This is a genomic window from Pedobacter panaciterrae (genome assembly GCF_013204795.1).
GTDB lineage: Bacteria > Bacteroidota > Bacteroidia > Sphingobacteriales > Sphingobacteriaceae > Pedobacter > Pedobacter panaciterrae.
In genome coordinates this window covers 651,593-670,046 of the sequence record NZ_JABMKW010000017.1, presented here as the reverse complement: position 1 = coordinate 670,046, position 18,454 = coordinate 651,593, and the positions used below count along the sequence as shown (strand labels likewise).

The 18,454-nt window shown below is 37.2% G+C and carries 15 protein-coding genes; 9 read left to right on the top strand and 6 right to left on the bottom strand.

Features of this window, described 5'->3' with window-relative positions:
• Nucleotide 1: 1 nt before the first annotated feature.
• The gene (locus HQN86_RS14340; RefSeq protein WP_172661595.1) at nucleotides 2–2,722 is read right to left on the bottom strand and encodes a carboxypeptidase-like regulatory domain-containing protein; all 2,721 of its coding nucleotides are present in this window, start codon (nucleotides 2,720–2,722) and stop codon (nucleotides 2–4) included.
• A gap of 198 nt (nucleotides 2,723–2,920) precedes the next feature.
• Nucleotides 2,921–3,553, bottom strand: coding sequence for an NAD(P)H-dependent oxidoreductase (locus tag HQN86_RS14335; RefSeq protein ID WP_172661594.1), 633 nt, complete (start codon nucleotides 3,551–3,553; stop codon nucleotides 2,921–2,923).
• Between the two features lie 223 nt (nucleotides 3,554–3,776).
• On the opposite strand from HQN86_RS14335, the gene HQN86_RS14330 reads away from it, so the two are divergent.
• Entirely contained in the window at nucleotides 3,777–4,760 is a 984-nt protein-coding gene (locus HQN86_RS14330) for an outer membrane beta-barrel protein (protein WP_172661593.1), read from the top strand.
• An 89-nt stretch (nucleotides 4,761–4,849) separates the two neighbouring features.
• Here the strand turns inward: HQN86_RS14330 and msrA are convergent, their stop codons facing one another.
• The gene (gene msrA, locus HQN86_RS14325; protein WP_172661878.1) at nucleotides 4,850–5,449 is read right to left on the bottom strand and encodes a peptide-methionine (S)-S-oxide reductase MsrA; all 600 of its coding nucleotides are present in this window, start codon (nucleotides 5,447–5,449) and stop codon (nucleotides 4,850–4,852) included.
• Nucleotides 5,450–5,695: 246 nt separating this feature from the next.
• Here msrA and HQN86_RS14320 point away from each other — a divergent pair, with 246 nt between their 5' ends.
• Nucleotides 5,696–6,658, top strand: coding sequence for an isopenicillin N synthase family dioxygenase (locus HQN86_RS14320; protein WP_172661592.1), 963 nt, complete (start codon nucleotides 5,696–5,698; stop codon nucleotides 6,656–6,658).
• An 86-nt stretch (nucleotides 6,659–6,744) separates the two neighbouring features.
• Here HQN86_RS14320 and HQN86_RS14315 read toward each other — a convergent pair whose 3' ends face one another.
• Together HQN86_RS14315 and HQN86_RS14310 are read right to left on the bottom strand one after the other, a co-directional pair.
• Entirely contained in the window at nucleotides 6,745–7,311 is a 567-nt protein-coding gene (locus tag HQN86_RS14315) for a DUF1579 domain-containing protein (RefSeq protein WP_172661591.1), read from the bottom strand.
• 124 nt (nucleotides 7,312–7,435) lie between these two features.
• Nucleotides 7,436–9,253, bottom strand: coding sequence for a serine hydrolase domain-containing protein (locus HQN86_RS14310; RefSeq protein ID WP_172661590.1), 1,818 nt, complete (start codon nucleotides 9,251–9,253; stop codon nucleotides 7,436–7,438).
• A gap of 192 nt (nucleotides 9,254–9,445) precedes the next feature.
• Between HQN86_RS14310 and mutL the strand changes: the two genes are divergently transcribed.
• From mutL to HQN86_RS14275, 7 genes are all read left to right on the top strand, one after another.
• The gene (mutL, locus tag HQN86_RS14305) at nucleotides 9,446–11,332 is read left to right on the top strand and encodes a DNA mismatch repair endonuclease MutL (protein WP_172661589.1); all 1,887 of its coding nucleotides are present in this window, start codon (nucleotides 9,446–9,448) and stop codon (nucleotides 11,330–11,332) included.
• Nucleotides 11,333–11,338: 6 nt separating this feature from the next.
• Nucleotides 11,339–12,082, top strand: coding sequence for a rhomboid family intramembrane serine protease (locus tag HQN86_RS14300; protein ID WP_172661588.1), 744 nt, complete (start codon nucleotides 11,339–11,341; stop codon nucleotides 12,080–12,082).
• Nucleotides 12,075–12,935, top strand: coding sequence for a rhomboid family intramembrane serine protease (locus HQN86_RS14295; protein WP_172661587.1), 861 nt, complete (start codon nucleotides 12,075–12,077; stop codon nucleotides 12,933–12,935). Before HQN86_RS14300 ends, HQN86_RS14295 begins: the two co-directional genes overlap by 8 nt.
• Before the next feature lie 33 nt (nucleotides 12,936–12,968).
• Nucleotides 12,969–14,081 (top strand): endonuclease/exonuclease/phosphatase family protein, encoded by a 1,113-nt coding sequence (locus tag HQN86_RS14290; RefSeq protein ID WP_172661586.1) that lies wholly within the window; start codon nucleotides 12,969–12,971, stop codon nucleotides 14,079–14,081.
• Between the two features lie 18 nt (nucleotides 14,082–14,099).
• Nucleotides 14,100–15,560, top strand: a complete 1,461-nt coding sequence (gene cysS / locus HQN86_RS14285) for a cysteine--tRNA ligase (protein WP_172661585.1) — start codon at nucleotides 14,100–14,102, stop codon at nucleotides 15,558–15,560.
• A gap of 78 nt (nucleotides 15,561–15,638) precedes the next feature.
• On the top strand, nucleotides 15,639–16,496 hold the full coding sequence (locus HQN86_RS14280; protein ID WP_172661584.1) for a nuclear transport factor 2 family protein: 858 nt from the start codon (nucleotides 15,639–15,641) through the stop codon (nucleotides 16,494–16,496).
• A 104-nt stretch (nucleotides 16,497–16,600) separates the two neighbouring features.
• Nucleotides 16,601–17,485 carry a glycerophosphodiester phosphodiesterase family protein gene (locus tag HQN86_RS14275; RefSeq protein WP_172661583.1) on the top strand — a complete coding sequence of 295 codons (885 nt, stop codon included), beginning with the start codon at nucleotides 16,601–16,603 and terminating at the stop codon, nucleotides 17,483–17,485.
• Nucleotide 17,486: 1 nt separating this feature from the next.
• On the opposite strand, the gene HQN86_RS14270 is transcribed toward HQN86_RS14275, so the two are convergent.
• On the bottom strand, nucleotides 17,487–18,449 hold the full coding sequence (locus HQN86_RS14270) for an AAA family ATPase (protein WP_172661582.1): 963 nt from the start codon (nucleotides 18,447–18,449) through the stop codon (nucleotides 17,487–17,489).
• Between the last annotated feature and the right edge of the window lie 5 nt (nucleotides 18,450–18,454).

Genomic DNA, 18,454 nt, shown 5'->3' with positions numbered 1-18,454 from the left:
ATTACTTAACCGTATAGCGGTAGACGGAGCGGGATATATTTCCATCTTTGTCTACCCCTTCAATTACAGCTCTATAGGTTCCGTTTCCATCACCATTATAATAATCTAGCGATAATACCCCTGTTGTATCTGTAACTACTTTAGGGTTCCAGTAAATTGTACTGCGCAAATCATTAAAATTATAGGTGCTGGCTGCATTTACATATTTAGGTGAATAGAATTCTCTTTGTGTACTAAATCCTTTAGGGCTAAACTTTAACAGGTTAGCTTCGGGCATAAGTTTTTTAAATTCAGCTAAACTCATTTTTGTGCCTTTAGGAGCTTTTTTCATATTCACGACTAATACTCCATTGGTGCCATAAAGTCTGTTTACTGTTCCTAATTCATCCCTTGGAAATATCTCTACAGACTCAACTTCAGAAGATTGAACAGCAGTTAACGCAAAATAATCGCTAGGTGTACCATTAATAAAAATTTGAACCGGTGTTTTGTTACCTTGATTATAATCTCTGGTTACATAGAAATTGTTCTCAAAAAATGTTAGGCCCATTGCCTGTGTTTGCAAACATAGTGCGAATGTGTTACATCCTTGAAAACGATCACCATCTATTGTTGTTCCTGTAATATTGCTCAACCCGGATAAAGATGGATAATCTGCATGGCTTGGCCTTTTGGCCTTAGCACCCTCAATTTTTACCTCTTTAAGTGTGCGGAGGTAGCTATACTGCTTTTTACTGTTATTTAAATAGGGCGCTAACGCGCTGTCTATATTAACAACCTCATCAATCTGTTTAGGATTTTTGGAAACAGGAGGGGCCATTTGTCCATCAAGCAATATCATTAAGCTTGAGCCATTGGCGTTATATTTTGCATTTATTACTACTTCTGATGAATCTGGGATGTTAAGGTTAGGGAACGCAAATACACCTGTGTTATTGGTTAATGCCTCTGCAGAATATTTACTTCCTGTGACAGTTAGTCTTAATGCACCTTTTCTAACAGGCATACCCGTACGATCTCTTAATGTACCTGTGATTCTCATATCCTGTTCAGGCAATAAGGTAAGCGGTGGGAACGGCGCGGTCATGATATCTTTAAAATTAAAACGGCGATAACCTTGCGTAAGCATAAGTACATCCAGATCACTTATCTTTTTCTCATCCGGCTTATTGAAATAATAGTTTGGTTTTTCAATGTAGCCTTTTAAATCAGAGGTTAATAACAGTGAGCTTAAAATAGTTATTTCATTATCTTCATTAACAGGAACTTTTTGGTCATCGGTAACAGAAATAGAATAATTTCCTTCAATAGGTACTGCGCCGTTCTTTGCTGTTACGGTCATTTTTACCTTTTGTCTGGGTTTATAGGCTGCTAAATCAGTTTTTAAGGATACGCTTATGGTACTTTTTGGATAATTGAATGCTAATCTCTCACTAACTGGATCACCTGCTTCAGAGAAAAGCGTAATTTGAGTAATGCCTGCCGGGAATTTGTCTTTCGGAATTTTGGCATTTGTAACCAGGCTATTTAACTTGGTTTTTGCTGCGTAGTAAACAATTCCACCATTGGATCCTACAATAAATACCATTTTTCCTTTGTTCGCTTCAAAATATGTTTCGTTGGCAAATATTTTGATGCCTAAAGCTAATGGATCTGTATTGCTTACCTGAAGTGTAATGCCCGAAGCAACTGGCTTTGGCAATTCAATGCTCTTGGTGGTACCGTCTTTAAACGTAACATTTGCTGTATAGACTTTATTATTCTCTGGATTCAGATAAAAGGAGCCCATACCTAAATGGCTTGAAGTAAAGTTGGTAAGCGTATTGCCTCCATTGTCGGTAATTGTACCCTTTAATTCAACACCAAGTCCAGATCCGTTGATGGCCTTAAAAGCAATTCTTGTGGCTACGCCGTTAATTAAATCTCCACCTTCCGGGAAAAATTGAACATCGTTGTCACTTTTAGCTGGTTTAAGCTTAAAGTTCGAAGTAACTATATTCGTTTCGCTTAAAGTCATGTCGGTTATAAGTTCGCCACTTGTAATAGGTTCTTTACGGGAATCAATCTTTATCCTTAAAATCCCATTCTGGTCGGTTGTGCCTTTGCCTTTACTAACCACATCAAAATTAGAAGTTACCTTCCAGTTTACTGTTTTATTTGCCTGAGCAATGTTCTCACTGTTTTTGAATTGGACTATTGCTTCAATGTTTTGGTTTTTATCCGTCTGAGTAGTTTTATAGCTAAAATGAGTAATCAATTGTTTATCAATTGCCTCACCTACAGGGATGGTTTTGCTAAAGAAAAAGTCTTCTCCAAAGTTTAGCATCCATAAAGTATATGCTTTTATATAATAGTTTCCTTGTTTATAAGTACCAGGGGTGAGAGGTATATTCCCAGCGGCCACTCCTTTTACAACGGGTAGTTTTATGGTTTGAACTAAAGAATCCCTACTGTTTATTACATCAACATAAACGATTTTACTTAGTATGGAAGGAAGATTTTGTTCCATTGTTAAATACGTTTTAAACCATATGGTATCAGCTACGCTATAATAAGGTTTATCAAAATGAACATAAACCCTTTCTGTCGGACGTTCTTCCGCAAGTTTTTTAGATTTATTCATGATGTTATCTAAAACAATACTGTCTTGCTGTGCATATGAAGAAAGCTGCAGTGCAGTTGAAAATAATATTAGGGCAATTACAAATTTTACGAATCTCATCAAAATGGTATGCTGTTAATCATGCTAATATATTCATTTATGAATTGAATAGGTTAGTTACAGTGCATCTTTAACATATTTTGACATATCATTGCTATTTAATACTGGGTATTAAGACAAAAAAAAGACCCTGAATATGGTTTCAGGATCTCCTTAATTTTTTTGTTACGCTGAATCTAATTCCGCAACTTAACTATGTTATTTGAATTCAATTACAAAATCTTGTAAGGGGGTACGAACCTTTTTAAGGTTTACTAACCAATCGCCACCGGCATCTCTATATCCTAATGGAAGTAAGGTCGTACTACGTAATCCCCGTTCTCTTAAACCTAATAATTCATCAAGTTCTGCAGGGTCAAAGCCTTCCATTGGAGTAGCGTCAACTTTTAGAAAAGCAGCTTCGGTTAAAGCAACTCCAAAGCCAATGTATGATTGTTTGGCTGCATGGTTAAAGTTTTCTTCTTCGGTTCTTGAGGTATAGATACCTATCAGTTTATTTACATAGTCAGCAGTTGCTGACTCAGGTAATCCGCGCTCATTATTGGTATGGTTAAAAACCGCTTTGATACGTTCTTCGGTGTAATTGTCCCAGGCAGCAAAGATTAATAAGTGAGAACAATCAGTAATCTGAGATTGTCCGTAAGCTACGGCCTTAATTTTTTCTTTTAGTTCAGGGTTGGTAACTACAATAATTTTAAATGGTTGTAAGCCTGACGATGTTGGAGCTAAATGTGCGGCTGTAAGAATCTGATCAACTTTATCTTGTGAAACTTTTTCACCATTCATTTTTTTTGTGGCATATCGCCAGTTTAAGGCTTCTATTGAGCTCATATTGAAAATCTTAGTTTATTTTTTTATCGTTTAGCACTTATTTTTAACTCTAACATGAGCTTTAAAAATAACAGTGTTAGCAAATGTAGTTACGTTAGTCAAAACAAAAAAAAATACTGAAGCTTATGACTTTAAAATGATAACAAACTTTTTTCTGGTTTCATACGTTAATTACTATGCATGCATAGATAAAAGTGAATGCATATACCAAATTTAATCTACTATGAAAAAGTTACTTCTATCAGCAGTATTACTAGCCACTGCCTCTCTGTCTTCATTAGCACAAGAAAAAGGCTTTTACATTAAACCGACGGGTAGTTACTTTATGAAAGTTACTCCTGTTGAGTTTCCAGCAATAAACGGGCAATTAGCAAGAGACAAAACAACAACCGTTACCGGAACTGGTGCAAGTGCAACGACAACAACCTCAGAAACAGCATTGACAGGGTCTTTTGGACAAGGTTTTAGGGCAGGTCTGGTTGGCGGTTATCAGTTTAATAAAATTATTGGTCTGGAAGTGGGAGTTAATTATTTTAAGAGTGAAGAGCAGGATATGCTGAGGCAAACGGTAATAAATAACGGAACAAATGTGTTAAGTCTGCATGCTGTGGGTAAAGTAAAAGCATTTGACGTAACACCAGCATTAGTTTTCCGAATTCCGAATACAGGGAAATTCCAGCCATATAGTAAAATTGGGGTGATCATTCCTGTTGGAGGATATTTACAAATCAATACTTCAGTTAATGATCAGACTGGTCAGATTGCAGCTTCTCAAGGAACGGTGTCTCCTCCGGGTACTCGTACAACTCTTGTTCTGGCAAGAGAAGAGCACATCAATCCGAAACCAACAATAGGATTTCAAAGCGCTTTAGGATTTGATTATAAGATTGGAAATAATATAAGTTTATTCTCAGAAATAGAGTATCGTAATATTTCGGTTGGCGGTAAAGATAAAGAACTTAGAAGTTACGATGGAACAGCAACTGTAGTTGTTAATGCCACAAACACTCCGGCGGGGTCAAAACAACTGACGCTAGAGGATCAACCAAAAGGAGATAGAGAGGTTAACTATCATAAAACCATTAATTCTACAATGAATGTTAAAGGACAGCCTAATTATGATCCTACTAAACCTTCAGATGATTTACGCTCGTATATTAACATTGGTGGATTAGGGTTAAACGTTGGACTTAAAATTGGAATATAGTATTACTATATTCCAGTGTAAGGTCGACATTCTGCCGTCATGTCGACCTTACATTTTGGACACTCTCCTCAATTATTAGAAAAAGCTTTTTAATGTTTCAGCTTTGCTTTAAATATCTTTTCGAGTTTTTCCACCTTTGGTAAAATTACAAGACGGCAGTACGGTTGATTCCCATTTTTATTAAAATAATCCTGGTGATATCCATCTGCTACATAAAATGTAGATGCCTTATTGATAGCTGTTACAACTGGCTTGCCAAAGGCTTTGGTATCATTCAATTCCTTTTTATATTTTTCTGCCAGCGCTTTTTGCTCTTCATTATGATAAAAGACAACTGAGCGATATTGAGTGCCAACATCTGCGCCCTGCCGATTTAAGGTAGTTGGATCATGACTTTTCCAAAATACTTCAAGAAGTTCATCGTATTTTATTTTAGCAGGATCATAAGTGACCTCAATTACTTCAGCATGACCAGTAGCTCCGGTACATACATCTTCGTATGATGGATTAGCAACATTACCCCCTTCAAATCCTGATTTAACATTTGTAACTCCATTTAAACGCTGAAATAGCGCTTCTGAGCACCAAAAGCATCCCATACCAAATGTCGCTTTTTGCAGGCCTTTAGATTGCGCATTGGCACCGCCTGCCGACAAAAGGATTATAGCCATAATTAATATATTTCTCATAATTCGAATACAATTTTGAAAATCATCTTTCATGTAAAATTACGTAGCAGGAAGGTACATAGTTTTTAATTAATTTGATTTGATTCTAAGTTTACAATTACCTGATAATCTTATTTTGTCCTTGATCTTGTGAATAACTTAAGGTATTTACTTGCAGAATGTTATATGTGTTGCCGATGTGCCTTTACTGTTTATTAACAATTGTTTCTTAAATTAGATTGTTATTACTCATAAAAATAAATCACTATGTCAACACCTTATATTCCTTGTCTGGACCTTGGTTCATACATCAATGGAAATGAAGAACAGCGTAAAAAATTCTCTGACGAATTGGGCAGGGCATTTAATGATTCTGGTTTTGTAACCATCACTAATCATGGGGTAAGTCAGGAATTAATCGAAAAGCTGTATAAGAATATACAATCTATGTTTAATCTTTCTGTTGAGCAAAAGAAAAAATATGAAAGAGTTGAACTTGCTGGTCAACGTGGTTATACCAGCGCCGGTAAAGAAACAGCAAAAGGAGCTAAAACAGCTGACTTAAAAGAATTCTGGCAAATTGGACAGGAGGTTATGGATGGTGATCCTATTAAAAGTCAATATCCGGATAATGAGTATCTTGAAGAGATCCCGGAATTTAATGAAGTTACAAGAGAGATCTACCAGCGTCTGGAGGGGAATGGAAAGCATTTGTTGCGTGCAATTGCTACTTATCTAGGGCTTCCAATAGATTATTTTGATAAGCATGTTCATAATGGTAATTCAATTTTAAGAGGAATTCATTATTTTCCTATTCAGGATCCGGATGCTTTACCGGATGATGCAGTTCGTGCAGGTGCTCATGAAGATATAAACCTTATCACTTTGTTGATTGGGGCAAGTGCAGATGGTCTGGAGGTGTTAACACGCAGTGACGAATGGCTGCCTATTAAAGCTGGCCATACTGATATTGTGGTAAATGTAGGAGATATGCTGCAAAGGTTAACAAACAATAAACTTCGTTCTACAACACATAGGGTTGTAAATCCTCCAAGAGAACTGATGAAAACTTCGCGGTTTTCGGTTCCTTTCTTTTTGCATCCTCGTTCTGATATGGATTTAACAAGTCTGGAATCCTGCATAGATGCTGAGCATCCCAAGGTTTATGATGACATGACTGCGGGGGAGTATCTTGATGAAAGATTGAGAGAAATTGGATTAAAAAAATAAATTAGATATTCCACAATAAGGGCCGGTTTTGCAATCTTTCAAAGCAAAACCGGCCCTTATTGTGGAATATCACCCGGATTAAATTCTTATTTTCTGGTAAATTTAATCTCCATGGTTTTCATTTCCTTGCCATCAGTGGTCATGTACATTTCCATCAGATGGTTTTTATCGTCAATTACTTTATATACTTCTCGAACATCCAGGTCCTTGCCTGTCATTGGATCAGCAGTTTTTCCTTTAAGCGTAATAGACTTTGTAGCCTCATCCCATGTTCCTTCCATATTCATAATTCCAGTGCCCATATTATCGACCCAGGAACTAACAAATGTTTTTTTTGCATTATCATATCCCATAAGTCCCATACCTTCAAAAGGCTTTCCCATCATGGTTCCTTTAAAGGCCGACTGCTGATAACGTCCACCCATGATCATGGTGTTTGTGCAAGAGCCTGTACTTTTTGCTGGCGGGGCATCGGGGCTCATCCACATGCTTACCTCTGCATTCCATGTGCCATCATCTTTGGCCATCATTTTATGTACATCACCGGGTGTCATGTAGGCCTCCCAGGCTTTCATCATGGCGTCGTCCTGAGCTGGGGCTCTGCCTACTGCGATAAGCATTAGCAGAACCGCAATAATTGATACTTTTTTCATAACTATATGATTTTAGGTTATACCTAATTTACGAAAAAAACGCCTCTATATGAGCTGTGGTATTTAAATGTACAAAGTTGTGTAGTGATTTATACATTTATTTGAGATTCAGAAGGTTAGTTGGCTATTTTACGCCCTTGTCAACCGCCTTAATTATTGCATCCTCAATTCTTCCTCTGATTTTCATTGTGCTTAGTTTATCGGTTACAGAAGGGTTTACTCTGTTTGAAAGAAATATGTAAACAAGGCCTCTTGATGGATCAACCCATACACACGTACCGGTGTAACCTGTATGTCCATAAGTTTGTGAGGATGCAAGTTCTGAAGGGTATTTCTTTGTCAAATCCGGATCCCATCTATCAAATCCTAATCCGCGTCTGCTAACTGCTGATTGTCTTTGAGTAAACATATCTACTGTTTCAGGTTTAAAATACTGCTGACCTCCATAGGTGCCTTTGTTAAGCAGCATTTGGTACATAATAGCCATATCATTTGAACTTGCAAATAAACCTGCGTGTCCTGACACGCCACCAACTAATGCCGCCCCCTGATCATGAACATATCCTACTAATAAGGTTTTTCTGAAATAAGTGTCGTTCTCAGTTGGGATGATTTGCTCTCTGCTGAATCTGTTTCGAGGTAGAAAACCTGCTGTTTGCATGCCGAGGGGTTGATAGAAATTCTCGCTAACGTATTCGTTTAGCGGTTTTCCGCTGATGCGCTCTACAATATCCTTCATTACATACATGCTAATATCACTGTATACGTATTTGCCTCTGGTTCTGATTGGGGCATTTAACATTTTAGGCCACATTATGTCTTTAAAATAATCCTTTCTTACATAATATCCATCGGCCACTTTTGTTGGATAGGCAGCCGAAGAATCTGGACTATGATCAGTGGGTTTGATGGCATCATGGAATGGAATATATGGAATGAACCCTGCCTGATGAAGCATAACCTCTCTTACCTGGATGTTGTTCATTGGCGTTGTTCTGGCCTTAGGGATATAGGCTCCTATATTTGTATCCAGTTTAAGCTTTTTTTCTTCAAACAGGCGCATTACAGTTGGAGTAGTTGCTGTAATTTTGGTTATAGAGGCCAGATCAAATATGTCGGTAACCTTATCCGTGCTTTTGTCATCATAAGTGTGTGTCCCGTAACCTTTATTGAAAACCACTTTCCCATCTTTAGCTACCAATACTACAAGCCCCGGAGTAGCCCGTGCATTAATAGCTTCACTGGCAATATTGTCAATCTCTCTTAAGTTATCAGTATTTATACCCGCATCTTCCGGGAGTGTATATTTTAAACGGATTGGAAGGGTCGTGAATCCTGAGTTTGCAGTGTACTTGGCTGAAAAGTTGGCGGTAAGCTTTTTGGTAACACCAATTCCTCCAAAAATTACCTGAGGTGTAATAGCAGCTGCCAAAGGTGTGCTTTGATCAGTCCACACAATTGGGGCTTTAATTGCATCAAGGGAAGAAAGGGCTCGTCCATCCCCGAATAAAGAAACAATAACTTGTTTGTTACTGCTTAAACTTTGAATGAAATTAATGTTACGGGCGTCATTAGCTGCTGCGGACGGAAGAGAAATAATAACGATATTGAAATATTTCAGATCATCTTCGAGGTCGTTTAAAGCGGCTGAATTCTGATAATTGGCAGAAGAGAGTGAGGTAATTTTGGCGTATTTATTTAAAAGACTGTCAAATATAATTTGACTGGCAAATCCGAGGTTAACAGATGCTATATTTTTTTTGTCAAGATTTAGCAGGGGGATTACATTTTCATGGTTATTTAAGAGGGTTGTGTTGCTCTCGATACTATTTAAAATAGCAAGTGTTTGTTCGTTTTGTTTATGGTCCTGAGCACAGGCTGTGAATGTAAATAGGGCGAGGAAACTAATTGCAATGATACCTGCCAGGTTATTTTTTCTCATAGGTGTATTTTCTCCCTTAATGTAGTTTTGTTCTTACAAACGTAATTTTTAACTTTTTGATGCGCGGATCGCGATGTAAATATAATGGTAATTTTATGGTAATATCTGGTCAATGCTCATCAATTATCTGAAAAGAAGAGCCGATATGAGGCTTATTTTGCATAAATTAGCAACCTTTACCAAGGAATATAAATGTCAGATATAATAAAACTTTTACCCGATAGTGTTGCCAATCAAATTGCAGCAGGAGAGGTGGTGCAGCGCCCGGCATCGGCAGTAAAAGAGCTATTAGAGAACGCTATAGACGCGGGAGCTAATAAAATCCAATTGATTGTTAAAGATGCCGGAAAGGCATTGATACAAGTTATAGATAACGGGTGCGGGATGAGCGTTACAGATGCCCGTATGTGCTTTGAGCGTCATGCTACCTCAAAAGTACGTAAAGCCGAAGATCTTTTTGCGATCAGGACCATGGGCTTCAGAGGGGAAGCAATGGCATCTATTGCGGCCATTGCACAAGTTGAAATGAAAACCCGCAAGCATGAAGATGAAATAGGGACTTTAATTGAGATTGAAGGTGCCACCTTTATTAAGCAGGAACCAGTGGCTTCGGCTGAGGGAACAAGTATCAGTATAAAAAACCTATTCTATAATACACCCGCCAGAAGGAATTTCTTAAAAAGTAATCCGGCAGAAATGCGTCATATTATTGATGAGTTTCAACGGGTAGCAATGGCAAATCCAGGTATTGCTTTTAGCCTTCATCATGACGGCGTTGAAATTTATAGACTGCCAGCTTCTGCTTTAAAACAAAGAATAGTTCATTTATTTGGTAATAATTATAATGAACGGTTAATCCCTGTTGAAGAGGAAACCTCTATCATTAACTTAAAAGGATTTATAGGTAAACCCGAGTTTGCTAAAAAGACACGCGGTGAGCAATTCTTTTTTGTAAATAATAGGTTTATTAAGGATGCTTACCTTAATCATGCGGTGAACAGGGCTTATGAAGAATTATTACCGGATGATAACTTCCCTTTGTATGTGTTATTTATTGACATCGATCCTTCAAAGATTGATGTGAATGTGCACCCTACAAAAACAGAAATTAAATACCTGGATGAGAAGTCGATATATGCGATTTTGCACTCTGCTGTAAAAAGATCATTAGGGCGGTTTAACATAAGTCCAACCATAGATTTTGATCAGGAAACCGGATTTAGCAGTATGATAACCCATAAAGCGCCCGAAGAAATAGTACCACCGAGCATTAGCTTTAATCCTGATTTTAACCCTTTTGCGGCAGATAAACCGGCAGCAAGAGATTCATCCTATAGTCAGGATTCTTCTTACGCAAGTTTTCCTAAAAGCTATGGATCGGGAGGTGGTAAAATGCCGACAAGTACAAAAAATTGGGGTTCTCTTTATGAAATCGCAAATCACAATCCTGCTCAGCAGTCGTCTCTTGATTTGCCTGGTAATGAGGGCGATGATCAATTTGTTCCTGTGCAGAAGCAACTGATGCAGCTTCATAACCGCTATATTATATCGCAGATTAAATCTGGTCTTATGCTAATAGATCAGCAGTCAGCACACGAAAGGGTTTTGTATGAACGTTTTATTTTGCATCTTGAAGATAGAAAAGGGGCATCACAGCAAAGCTTATTCCCGCAAACGGTTACTTTAAGCCCTAATGATTATGAGTTGGCAAAAAGTTTACTTGATGACATAAAAAGTTTGGGTTTTGAGGTAAGAGAATTTGGTAAAAATACGTTAGTTATTGAAGGGATTCCTGTTGATCTTGGAAGCAGTAATATAAATGAAACTCAATTATTCGAACATCTGATAGAGGGGTTTAAAAATTCGCAACAGGAATTGAAGCTGGATAAAAGAGATGCATTGGCACGAAGTATGGCAAGAAACAGTGCTATCAAAAGTGGAACAGTATTAGGGCAAGCAGAAATGAATATGCTTATTGAGCAGCTTTTTGCGTGTAAAACTCCTAACTTTAGCATAAGTGGAAAGCCGGTTATTCAAACAATTGGACTAACAGAACTTGATAAAAAATTTGATAAATAATAAAGAATGAATAACATCCATATACCACCTGTTGTAAAGAACCTGTTGATTATCAATATAATTTTCTTTGCTGCTAAGTATATTTTAACATCTATTAATCTAACCTCCTTATTTGGGGTATTTTATTTTGATTCAGAGTTGTTCAGAGGCTGGCAGTTGATCACCTATATGTTTATGCATGGGGATTTTATGCATATTTTCTTTAACATGTTTGCCTTATTCACCTTTGGTGGTGTTATAGAGAGCAGGTGGGGAGCGAAACGTTTTATTAACTTTTACCTCATAACGGCACTTGGGGCAGTTGCTCTGCAAATGGCTGTTCAAGCGTATGAAGTATATCACATTACAGGTTCCGTCATGAATAATCCAATTACGGACCTCAGTATAAATGGCGGATATATTCAAGGAAACATAAACATTGCGGGATTGTCAGAACAACAAGCCAACATGCTTCTGGGCATATATGGTGGACCAATGGTCGGTGCTTCGGGTGCTATCTTTGGGCTTCTTGTTGCCTTTGGAATGTTATATCCAAATACCGAACTGTACATTATGTTTATCCCGATTCCAGTAAAGGCAAAATACATTATTCCAGTTTACATCATTATGGAGTTGTCCCTTGGAGTGGCAAAAATTCCAGGAGATTCAATAGCCCATTATGCACACTTAGGAGGTGCACTGCTAGGTTTTATTTTAGTTAAGCTTTGGAAAGATAAGGACAATAATAGATTCTATAGATATTATGAATAACAGTGTATTTCAGGATTTAAAGAACAAAGTATTTCACTCAGGCAATCCTTCGTATTTATATATAGGTATAAATACGTTTGTTTTTGTAATTGTCGCGATCATAAATGTTCCGTTTTTTCTTTCGGGCAATGGTGTTAATTTCGATGCAATAATAGGAGAGTACTTTGGTTTTCCTGCTTCATTAGCAAAGCTTCCTGTAAGGTTTTATACCATCCTTACCTATCAGTTTTTTCACGGAGGTTTTCTCCATTTGCTATTTAATATGTTGTGGTTGTATTGGGTTGGAAGAATCTTCTTAGATTTTCTGAAACCGCGTCAATTCCACTTTGTGTATTTAGCGGGCGGCTTTGCAGGAGCCATATTGTTCGCATTGGCTTTTAATATCTTTCCGGTATTTATTAGTGGGATTTCCGGACAAGTTATAATTGGTTCATCAGCGGCAGTTATGGCTATTATTGTAGCAACAGCTACACTAGTACCTGATTATAGTATTAGGTTATTGTTATTTGGCGATGTTAAATTGAAATATCTTGCAATAGCATACATCGTGTTAGATTTAATAGGAACCACCTCTGCGAATGCAGGTGGTAGCTTTGCTCATATTGGAGGAGCGATTATAGGTTTTACATATATTAAAGTACTTCAGAAGGGAACAGATTGGAGTAATCTTTTTAAGAAAAAGCCTAAGTTAAGAGTGGTTAAAAATAATGGAGCCAAACCATCTATTAAGAAAAAAGAGTCATCGGTTGATCAACGAGAAATAGATTCGATTTTAGATAAAATTTCTAAGTCGGGATATGATAAATTAACAAAAGAAGAAAAGGAGACTTTATTTAAAGCCAGTAAACATTAAATAGGGCTTATAGAAGGGGTAAAGTATAGATTAATGAAGAAAAATAAACCAACATTTATTGATAAAGTAGTTCGCCTGGCAGCTGTTGTTTTGGCAATTACTTTAGTGCTTGGTTTTTTAGCTGGTAGATTTGATCCGCGTGAATATAAATACATTCCCTTCTTTGGTTTGGCATATCCTTTTATTCTGCTCTTCAATATCTTCATGATCGCATGGTGGTGTATTAGAAAGCGATGGACCTTTGCGATTGGAACGATTGTATTGATTTTTGTAGGCTGGGGAGCTTTAACAGCAACAATAGGGGTCTTTGGCAAGTCAGGTGAACAAGCCAAAGAGAAACCTGAGCATGTAAGAATGATGACCTATAATGTTCATAGCTTTAAACCTTATGGGCTAGATAATATTGAATCGGTGAAACAACAGATGCTGGAACTTATAAGAAATGAAAATCCAGACATCATTTGCTTTCAGGAGTATTTTACCCGTCGTAAAGGCCCTTATGATATCACTGATAGCTTAAAAAGAATATTAAAAACACCATACTACTATTTTGTGCCTTCTTCTGCGAACGATTACGAGGCGACTGGTTTAGCTATATTTTCAAAATATCCCATAAAGGACAAAGGTACCATTGTCTTCGGCGAAAATTTTGGAGGCAATGCCAGTATTTTTGTTGATATAATGATTAAAAAGCAAAAACTGAGGGTTTACAACGTGCACCTGCAGTCCATTTCATTCGATAAGCAAGATTATAGTTATATAGATAAGGTTACGCAAAAGATGGATGCGGATCTTGTGCCTTCGAAACGAATTTTAACGCTTCTTAAAAATGCTTTTGTTAAGAGAAGTGGCCAGGTTGATATTATGAAAGATCACATGGAAACATGTAAAACCCCTTTCTTAATTGCAGGTGATTTTAATGATACTCCAGCATCTTACGCAGTAACGCAACTTACAAAATCATTAAATAATACTTTTAAAGAACAAGGCACTGGCCTTGGAAGAACATATAACGGTAAATTCCCTAATTTTCAAATTGACTATATTGCTACAACTAAAGATATTAAAGTGATCAATTACCGCATTATTGATGCTAAACTATCTGATCATTTTCCCGTTCGCAGCGATTTGAGATTAAACCCTTAAAATTTTTACATTTGCAAAATGAATACAGGCTTACAGCTCTATAATACCTTATCACGTAAGAAAGAACTTTTTGAACCCCTTAATGCCCCTAATGTAGGAATGTATGTTTGTGGCCCTACTGTTTATAGTGACGTTCATTTAGGGAATTGTCGCACTTTTATATCTTTCGACCTAATATTCAGATATTTGAAATACAGTGGTTATAAAGTACGCTACGTACGGAATATTACTGATGCCGGCCATTTGGAAGGGGATAGGGATGAAGGAGATGATAAATTTGCTAAAAGAGCTAAACTTGAACAATTGGAACCAATGGAGATTGTTCAGAAATATACGCTGGGTTTCCATGATGTATTAAGGATGTTTAATACACTATCTCCAAGTATTGAACCTACTGCAACTGGTCATATTATTGAGCAGATTGAAATGATTAAGGAGATCATAAAGAACGGCTATGCTTATGAGATAAACGGTACAGTTTATTTCGATGTAGAAAAATATAGTGAGGAATATAATTATACCATATTAACCAACAGAAATCTGGAAGATATGCTTGCCAATACAAGAGAATTGGGTGGGCAGGACGAAAAGCATGGAAGGTTAGATTTTGCGTTATGGATAAAAGCTAAGCCTGAAACAATCATGCGCTGGGCATCACCATGGGGTGTTGGTTTTCCGGGCTGGCATATAGAATGTTCGGCTATGAGTGCAAAATACTTAGGAGATGAATTTGATATTCATGGTGGCGGTATGGACCTTGCTGCTACTCATCATACCAATGAAATTGCACAATCGGAGGCTTGCAGTCATAAACAACCCGCAAAATACTGGATGCATACCAATATGCTTACTGTAAATGGCACACGTATGTCTAAAAGTGCCGGCAATGGATTTTTACCTGGGGAACTATTCACAGGAAACCATCCTTTACTTGAAAGAGGGTTTAGCCCAATGACGGTTAAATTTTTCATCCTTCAGGCACATTACAGAAGTACTTTGGATTTTTCCAATGAAGCTTTGGATGCTTCTGAAAAAGGTTTCAGAAGATTGATGAATGCCGTGAATTTATTGGAAAAGCTAACTCCTTCAGCAAATAGTGATTTTGAGATAGAACCAATATTTAACAATTGTGTAAAAGCAATGAACGATGATTTTAATAGTCCGGTTGTTATTGCGGAGTTATTTGAAGCAGTACGTATTATTAATACCGTTCATGATGGAAAAGGCAACATATCTGAGGTTGAGCTGGAAAAACTAAAAAAACTCATGAATGATTTCGTTTTTGATGTTTTTGGATTGAAGGACGAAGAGACTTCAAACACTGAATTAAACTCAGTTCTTGATCTCGTTATAGACATAAGAAAAGGGGCTAAGGAGAATAAAGATTATGCTACATCAGACAAGATACGATTGGGTTTACAAAGCATGGGTATCCAACTGAAAGACAGTAAAGATGGAACAACCTGGAATAAAATCTAATTTTGTGTAATTGTTAATTACTTTTTAAAGGAAAAAATTACTCAACCCTTATCTTAGCACAGAAACTATTTAAAAACGATGATGAATAAATTTCTTTATACAATTGCTGTTGCATCCATGACGATTGGTGCTTACGCTCAAAAATCAGATGGAAGCACTAAATCACTTGTTAAAGCAGAGAAAGATTTTGCCGCGAACCTGGCAAAAAATGGTGCAAAAACTGCATTTACTACATATTCAGCCGCTGATGGCTTGGTTTTCAGACCCAACCCTGTAAACGCCAGAACATTTTATGCAACTGAAGACGATACTAAAGACTTAAGCTGGACACCAGTGTACGCAAAAGTATCAAGAAGTGGAGACTGGGGGTTTACCACAGGACCTTTTACCTTAGCCGGAAAAGAAACCCTTTATGGACAATACCTTTCAATATGGAAGGCCGTTAATGGGAAATGGGAACTTGTCTTAGACCTTGGTACAACACATAATAAACCATTAAATAAGGTAACAGAAGAGTTTATAGAACCAAAGGATTTTCATAAACCAAAGTTTTTAAATGATAAAGAACGTGCAACAGGAGCGAATATAATAGCTACTACAGAAAAGACCCTAAGTGCTACCCTTAAATCTTATGGGGTATCGGCTTTTGCGGGATTCTTAAATTCGGATGCAAGAGTTTTGTTTCCAGGTTATGAACCTATTATTGGCAAGGATAAAGCAATTGCATTTTTAAATAGCATGATGAGTAAGGTGTCGTTAAAAACTACAAAGGTGGATAAAGCCGATGGAGGTGATTTGGCCTATACATATGGTGTTGCAACAGTAGATTATAAAGCTGATTTAAGAGAGAGCTTCAACTATGTATTTATTTATGAACGTCAGGCTGATTTTAACTGGAACCTTGTTGCAATGGTATTTGCACCTGCAGAACGTTAACAACATGTAGCGGGAGAAAGCGTTATTTTATAAATCATATTTATCACGAAAGGGTTTCTTAAAGAGTTGATTTAAGAAACCTTTTCTTTTATATCGTAAAGCAAATGAGAAAAATTATACTATTAGTAGCAATATTAATTACCGTTCTTCAAACAATGGCGCAGAAATTCGATCTGCAAGGTAATCGCGGTGCGCGCGGAATAATGCCTGAGAATACAATCCCTGGTATGCTAAGGGCATTGGATCTGGGTGTTAATACCCTAAATATGAATGTGGTGATTTCTAAAGATAAAAAGGTAGTACTGTCTCAAGAGCCCTATTTTAATTTTGAAATTAGTACTAGTCCTGATGGAAAACCTATAACCCTCAAAAACCAAAAGAGTTATAACATGTATAAAATGGATTATGCTGATATCAAAAAATTTGATGTTGGAAGTAAGGTACATAGCAGATTCCCATATCAGGAAAAAATGCAAGCTTATAAACCACTTTTGGAAGAGACCATAGATTCTGTAGAGAGTTATGCAAAAAAGAAAAAATTGCCAAAACCTAATTTTAGCATAGAAACCAAAACTATTCCTAAAGGAGATAATGAGTTCCATCCGGAACCGGCAGAATTTGTTGACTTGATTATGGAGATCGTGATTAAAAAGAAACTAACTAAACGAGTAACCATACAATCGTTTGATGTGAGAACGCTACAATATCTGCACGAAAATTATCCCAAAATAAAAACAGCTTTGCTAATTGATGAAAAGATTGATTTTGAGGTGAATATAGCTGACCTTGGCTTTAAGCCAACTGTTTATAGCCCTTATTCAGTATTAGTAGGTAAGGGACTGGTAGAACGCTGCCATGAGGCAGGTGTTAAGATTATACCATGGACAGTAAATTCAATCAAAGATATGAAGTACCTAATCGGGTTGGGCGTAGATGGGGTTGTTACTGATTACCCTAATATTTATAAAAAGGTACTGGAAGAAAATTAACCTAAAACAGGTTTTTAATGATCTGTTCAATTGATAATCCTTCAGCCTCAGCTCTATAGTTACGCACAATACGGTGGCGTAAAATAGCTTCAGCAACAGCCTGAACATCCTCAATATCCGGTGAATACTTCCCCGATATCGCGGCGTGACATTTTGCTCCGATAACAAGGAATTGGGATGCCCTTGGGCCTGCGCCCCAGCTTATATATTTATTAATATCTTCAGTAGCCAAGGCTGTATGAGGACGGGTCTTACTTGCCAGCTTTACGGCATATTCGATTACATTGTCTGCAACAGGAATATTTCTTACTAATTTTTGGAAATACTGAATCTGTTTGGCGTCTATTATCTTTTTAAGCTTAACGTCGTTGTTGCTGGTCGTGTTCTTTACTATTGTAAGCTCATCAGCGAATGTAGGATAGCTGAGTAGAACATTGAACATGAATCGATCTAGTTGAGCCTCAGGCAAAGGGTATGTGCCTTCTTGCTCAATAGGGTTCTGAGTAGCCAGCACAAAGAATGGATTTGGTAATACATGCCTTTGTCCCGCTGCTGTGACAGCCTTCTCTTGCATTGCCTCAAGAAGAGCTGCCTGAGTTTTTGGTGGCGTTCTATTGATTTCGTCTGCAAGAACTATATTTGAAAATATAGGTCCGGTTATGAATTTAAAATTTCTGTCTTCACCTAATATTTCCGCACCGATAATATCGCTGGGCATTAGATCTGGGGTAAATTGAATCCTGTTAAAGTTAAGATCCATTACGTCTGCAACAGTTTGAACAAGCAACGTTTTGGCAAGCCCTGGAACGCCAACCAGTAAGCAATGACCATTACTGAAGATGGAAATCAAAACAGATTTTACCACCTCTTCCTGACCTATAACAACTTTCCCTATTTCGGTTCTAATGTTATTATAAGCTTGATGCAACGCATCTACTGCCTTTATATCATTTTCAAACTGCATACGCG